The sequence below is a fragment of the Streptomyces torulosus genome (genome assembly GCF_001419765.1).
GTDB classification, from domain to species: Bacteria; Actinomycetota; Actinomycetes; order Streptomycetales; family Streptomycetaceae; genus Streptomyces; species Streptomyces torulosus.
This window is the reverse complement of the sequence record NZ_LIRK01000277.1, coordinates 1-2,191: the sequence shown is the minus strand read 5'-3', so window position 1 is coordinate 2,191 and position 2,191 is coordinate 1. Positions and strand designations below refer to the sequence as shown.

Sequence of the window (2,191 nt, the reverse complement as noted above, 5' to 3'; positions counted from 1 at the left end):
GGCTGTTGGGCCGTTCCGACGTCTCAAACCTTAGCGGATCTGCTCGGCAGTTCCCAATCGGGCCTGTCGAACCCAAATCGAATTGAATTCGGGCACGCCGAATTCATCCCGGCTGGGAGATCGCACTGGTTGGTTTGGGTGCCGCTTCTGCGGCGGAGGTGCTGTCGCAGAACCGTTACGGCTCCGTGGCAACCCGAAGAATTCTACGGATCTGCGGGTGGACTGTCAAGCATCCCCTCGGTGGCCCGTGGTCAAACCTTGGGCGCCCCTCAAGCGTACGGCCTCAGTCCAGGTCGGTGAGCCGGCCGCCGGCGTCCGGCTGGGCGTCCTCGACACGGCGCAGGAGTCGGGTCAGGACCTCGCCGAGGACGGTGCGCTCCAGGGGAGAGAGGTCCTGGAGGAGGTCCTCCTCGAAGACCGAGGCGAGGCGCATGGCCTCCAGCCACTTCTCCCGGCCGTCGGGGGTCAGCTCCACGATGACGCGGACCCGGTTGGTCTCGTCGCGCTCCCTGGTCACCAGGCCCTCGGTGACCATGCGGTCGATCCGGTGGGTCATGGCGGCCGGGGTGAGACCGAGCCGCTTGGCGAGGTCGCTCGGGCCCATGCGGTACGGGGCACCGGAGAGGACGAGGGCCTTGAGGACCTCCCACTCCGCGTTGCTGATGCCGAGTGCGGCGGTCTGGCGACCGTAGGCGACGTGCATCCGGCGGTTGAGGCGGGAGAGCGCCGAGACGATCTTCTCGACCTGGGGGTCGAGGCCCTGGAACTCGCGCTGGTACGCGGCGATCTGCTCTTCGAGTGTCGGCTCGGCGGTGCCGTTGCTGCCCGGGGTGTCGCCCATGGCCGCAGTATGGCACGCCATCGCTTGGCATCGAAGTCCTTCGAGGTGTAGTGTTTAGCTTCTAAGTTTTAGCTTCGAAGTCTTCACCTCTAACGCTTGGTGGAGGCTTCTTCTACCTAGGCAGGTGAACGTGACCAGGGGGATGGGCGCAGCGATGCGTCGGATTCATGTGGGCAACGCGCTCGGCGCGTTCGGACTCGGCTTCACCGTCCCGTATCTGTACGTCTATGTGGCGCAGGTGCGGGATCTCGGTGCGACGACGGCGGGGCTCGTGCTCGCGATCTTCGCCGTGGCCGCGCTCGTGGTGCTGCCGTTCGCCGGATGGGCCATAGTCAGGCGCGGTCCGCTTCCGGTGCTGCTCGCCGCCCTGGTCACCGCTGCCGTCGGGTCGATGAGCCTCGGGCTGGCCGCCGGTGCGACGAGCGTGCTGCTGTCCGCGGCCGCGCTCGGGGCCGGGCAGGCCGTGATGCAGCCGGCGCTGGCGACGATGATCGTCGACTGCTCCGGTGCGGAGACGCGGTCACGGGCCTTCGCGACGCAGTTCTTTCTGCAGAACCTGGGGCTCGGTGTCGGCGGGCTCATAGGCGGGCATCTCGTGGACCCCTCGCGCGCGGGGTCCTTCACGCTGCTGTTCTCCATACAGGCGGCGATGTTCCTGCTGCTCGTCGCTGTGATGGCGACCGTGCGGATGCCTCGGGCGGCGAAGGGCACGGAGGTGCCGGCAGGTGCTGCCGGGGCGACGGGATCTGCCAAGCAGAGCTGGAAGCAGTTGCTCGGCAATCGGGCCATGGTGCAGCTGAGCGTGCTGGGGTTCGTGCTGTTCTTCGCCTGCTACGGGCAGTTCGAGTCGGGGCTCAGTGCGTACGGGGTCGAGGCGGCGGGGATATCGACGTCCGCGCTCGGTACGGCATTGGCGGCGAACACCGCGGTGATCGTGGTGGCGCAGTTCGTCGTGCTGCGGTTCGTGGAGCGGCGTCGGCGGTCTCGGGTGATCGCGGCTGTCGGGCTGATCTGGGCCGTGGCGTGGGGGGTCGCCGGGGTCGCGGGGCTCGGGCAGGTGAGCCAGACGATGGCCACGGCGGCGTTCGTGTCCACGTACGCGTTGTTCGGGCTGGGTGAGGCGATGCTGTCGCCGACGGTGGCTCCGCTGGTGGCGGATCTGGCGCCGGAGGGGATGGCGGGGCAGTACAACTCCGCGTTCGCGCTGGTGAAGCAGTTGGCGTTGGCTGTGGGGCCGGCGGTGGGTGGGCCCATGGGGGCGTCGTGGCATGCGGCGTATGTGGTGGTGTTCCTGTTGTTCTCGCTGGGGATCGTGGTGCTGGCGGTTCGGTTGGGGCGGGTGCTTACGGG

General features: G+C 68.2%; 2 protein-coding genes. One reads left to right on the top strand and one right to left on the bottom strand.

Going from position 1 to position 2,191, the window contains the following annotated elements; genetic code table 11:
- Nucleotides 1-283: 283 nt before the first annotated feature.
- On the bottom strand, nt 284-841 hold the full coding sequence (locus tag AOK23_RS20135) for a MarR family winged helix-turn-helix transcriptional regulator (RefSeq protein WP_055714093.1): 558 nt from the start codon (nt 839-841) through the stop codon (nt 284-286).
- Between the two features lie 142 nt (nt 842-983).
- On the opposite strand from AOK23_RS20135, the gene AOK23_RS20130 reads away from it, so the two are divergent.
- The coding region (locus tag AOK23_RS20130) for an MFS transporter (protein WP_206336244.1) at nt 984-2,191 on the top strand (1,208 nt) is incomplete at its 3' end.